Origin of the sequence: Candidatus Kaelpia aquatica, assembly GCA_030765335.1 — a bacterium.
GTDB lineage: Bacteria > Omnitrophota > Gorgyraeia > Kaelpiales > Kaelpiaceae > Kaelpia > Kaelpia aquatica.
On sequence record JAVCCU010000029.1, the window covers coordinates 1 to 3684 of the forward strand.

Below are 3684 nucleotides of genomic sequence, written 5' to 3' on the forward strand. Positions count from 1 at the left end.
ACAGGCAGCAATGACGATGTAACTTTGACCACAACTTCAGGCAATATAATAATGAGCGGTGACATCACAGCTCTTAACGACGAGGTAGTTTTAGTTTCTGCTGCTAACGTAACCGATATAACTGATGGAACAAGCGATATTTCTGCTGCTAATTTAGATATTACTGCTTCAGGTACCGTTGGTGCAATTGGGACTAACAATGAACTGGATACAGATGTTGATACACTTACAATAGCAGCTCAGGGAGATACTTATGTATTAGAAGAAAATGACATAACTTTAACCTCTGTTGTAACAACAGTTGGGTTGATTGATGTTGAAGCAGCCGGAACAATCACTCTTAATGTAGTTACCGCTGCTGGTGCAGTAGATCTCTATGCAACAGCTGGTGATATAGTAGATAATACAACCGGCACAACTCTAGTAACTGCAGGAGCTGATTCCAGCTTGAAAGCATCCGGTATAATTGGAACTGCTATTAACCCGCATGATCCTGTAGATGTTAGTATTGACGGTGATCTTTGGGTCTGGTCAGGAAGTGAAACAGACGAGGTCTCTGTAATACTTGCTGGGTATGTTAACAGTAGTTCAGATACAGAGAGAGTTGAGCTTCTTCTGCCTGCAACTCCTGGCCTTGTAATACTGGATAATAGGCTTATGGGCGGATCAAATTATGGTTCTGGAAGTTCTGGCGGAAGCATCTTAAACCGTGGATATGGATTTGTAACAATAGAAAAATCTGATATGTTTAACTTCTTCTATGCAAGGGCGTTAGAGACCTGGGGTTATAAGATAGCTGCACCTTGGGTACTATCAGAGGCTAACTTTATAGATGCTGGTTTCCTCGAAGGTCCTGAGGTTATAATAGATGGGTCTGCAGTTGGTGTAAATATTCTGCCTAGAGAGCTCTTGATAGCTCCGGCTATATTCCAGCCGCAGAACTATTACATAATCAGACAGATTAAAAGGTAAATAGTTTAATCACTAGAAAAGGAGGAAGAAGTGAAGAAGGGAATGTTTTTACTAATTTTTGTGGCAGCAGTTGTAGTAATTAACGGTGCATATGCAGGTAAGCAGACTAAGCCGTCTGATATGCGTCAGTTTAGGCCTCGTGAGATTAAGATGGATAGAAACCATGATGGTAAGGTAGATAGGCTTGAATACTATGATGAGAAGGGTATCCTCTTAAGAATTGAGGCTGATGCAACAGGTGATGGGGTTATGAATGAAGTTGTATATTATAAGAGTGGTAACCCTGATAAGGGTACTCGTGACTTAGATGGAGATGGTAAAATAGATGTTACACTTGTCTACGATAAATCAGGTATGATCATTAAGTCAGAGACTGATACTGATAAAGATGGTAAGGTTGATGAGTGGGTTGAATACAGAAATAGTATCCCTACAAAAGCAGAGAAAGATATCAACAAAGATGGTAAAGTTGATACTTTCTTAAGTTATAATAAGAAGGGTATGGTAATAAAGTCAGGTGTTGATGTTAACGGTGATGGTACTATTAATGAGTGGATAGACTACAAAGACGGTAAGCCTCTTGCAGGCAAGAGAGACTTAAACAGAGATGGCAAGCCTGATACAGAGTTAGTCTATAATAAGTCTGGTGTGGTTATAAAGTCAGAGACTGATACAGATGGAGATGGTAAGGTTGATGAGTGGGTTGAATACAACAATGGTATCCCTACAAAAGCAGAGAAAGATATAAACAAAGATGGTAAAGCCGATACTTTTTTAACATATGATAAGAAGGGTATGATTATAAAGTCTGAGACCGACACTGATAAGAATGGTAAGGTTGATGAGTGGGTATCCTATGAGAATGGTAATCCTACAAAAGCAGAGAAAGATACGTCAGGTAATGGAAAACCTGATACCTGGGTATCTTATTAATTTAAAAAGTTTTTACTTAACCCCTTTAATCTTATTAGGTTAAAGGGGTTTTTATTTAAAAAAGATAATTAATAATATGTATTGAAATTTAGTTGTAACTAAATTATGATATATAATTATGAAAAGAAAAAGTATAATTAGTTGTAATGAGTGTAGAGGGGATAAGTAGATGACTGAAACGAAATTTACTCCAGATGAAATTTTAAGACTTGCGGTAAAGATCAAAGTCAATGGGAGCAATTTTTACCGTAATGCAGTCTCTTTTTATAAAAACAAAGAGTTTAAAAGTTTATTCAGCACTCTCTCTAGTGAAGAAGATAAACATAAAGATGTTTTTCAGGATATTCTAAACAATTTTAAAAATAAAGATTACCTAGATGCCTATAGCAGTGAGCATCAAAAGTATATTAACTCTATTGCTAATGATATCATTTTTACTCAGGCTAATATAAGCAAAAAGATAAAAGAGGGGTTTAAGAGCATTGATGATGTATTTAGCTTTGCATTAGGAATAGAGGAGGATTCAATTCTTTTCTATACAGAGCTGAAGAGTTCTATTTTAAAAGGGGAGGATCTCTTAAGTGGTGTAATCAATGAAGAGAGAAGACACTTCAGCTTAATCTCTGATTTAAAGGCAAAATATTTAAATAAAGAATTAAAAGAGCATAGAAGGTATTAAGTTTATTTTGTTACAGTCTATTTTTATCATAAAATTGATATTCAAATCTGTTATCGTAAGTCTTTGATTTGCTTGGAGATAGATGAAATATCTGATTCAGATTGTTAGGTTTTAACAATCAATTGTCCGCAGGCAGCAGAGATATCCTGGCCCTTTGATTCTCTTAGTGTTGTTGTAATTCTCTTTTGCTCTAGTCTCAGTTTAAACTCTTTAATCTTCTCCTTATCAGGTCTTTTGAATTTTCCTTTTGTTTCATTGAATGGGATTAGATTGACCTTAACTCTAGGTATCTTCTGTAAGAGCCTAGATAGTCTTTCAACATCATTAACAGTGTCATTTATATTTTTAATTAATATATATTCAATAGTTATAAAATTACTGCGCCTGTTGTATTTTTTAAGATATTTTTTGGACCATTTAACTATCTCTTTAGGAAAGTCTAAATCTGTTTTTGGGATAAGTTTTTTTCTAGCTTCGTAGTTTGCATTCTGTAAGGATATGGCAATCTTTATATCAGGCCAGGTCTTATCATTAAGCATCTTATAGAGTGAGCTTATTATTCCAACCGTTGATAATGCAATATGATTTTTGCCGATCTCTGTGCTATCTAAAATAGTATTTATTGCATCTCTTGTGTTCTCATAGTTTAAGAGCGGCTCGCCCATTCCCATAAATACCAAATTCGTTACCTTGCCTTGAAGTTTCCTGTTCTTTATAAAAATCATCCAGAATCGCAATTGATCTATTATTTCGTCCATCAATAAATCTCTCTTAAATCCCATGCTCCCTGTTGCGCAGAATAAGCATCCTACAGCACAGCCTATTTGAGTTGAGAGGCAGACTGTAAAGTGATTATCTTTGTTCTTCATAAGGACGGTCTCTATCTCTCTATCGTCAAGTAAGATTAGCTTCGCTTTATAGCTTAGATTTACCTTGTCCCCCACTGTTGTAAAGTCTTTGTAGTATAAGAAGGGGATATCTTTATCTAATTTAGTGCGCATATCTTTAGGGAAAGTCGTAATATCTAGAAATGAACCTATATTCTCTTGAAAGAGTGCTTTATATAGCTGCTTTACTCTATAGGGCTTTAAGTCTTTAAA

At 35.6% G+C, this 3684-nt stretch carries 4 protein-coding genes; 3 read left to right on the forward strand and 1 reads right to left on the reverse strand.

Annotated elements, in window-relative coordinates; genetic code table 11:
• The 3 genes from P9X27_05055 to P9X27_05065 all read left to right on the forward strand — a co-directional run.
• On the forward strand, positions 1 to 972 hold a 972-nt coding region (locus tag P9X27_05055), incomplete at its 5' end, for a hypothetical protein (protein MDP8253747.1).
• Positions 973 to 1002: 30 nt separating this feature from the next.
• Complete coding sequence (locus tag P9X27_05060; protein ID MDP8253748.1) at positions 1003 to 1905, forward strand: hypothetical protein; 903 nt, start codon at positions 1003 to 1005, stop codon at positions 1903 to 1905.
• A gap of 169 nt (positions 1906 to 2074) precedes the next feature.
• Positions 2075 to 2584 carry a ferritin family protein gene (locus P9X27_05065; GenBank protein MDP8253749.1) on the forward strand — a complete coding sequence of 170 codons (510 nt, stop codon included), beginning with the start codon at positions 2075 to 2077 and terminating at the stop codon, positions 2582 to 2584.
• Between the two features lie 104 nt (positions 2585 to 2688).
• On the opposite strand, the gene rlmN is transcribed toward P9X27_05065, so the two are convergent.
• On the reverse strand, positions 2689 to 3684 hold a 996-nt coding region (gene rlmN, locus P9X27_05070; GenBank protein MDP8253750.1), incomplete at its 5' end, for a 23S rRNA (adenine(2503)-C(2))-methyltransferase RlmN.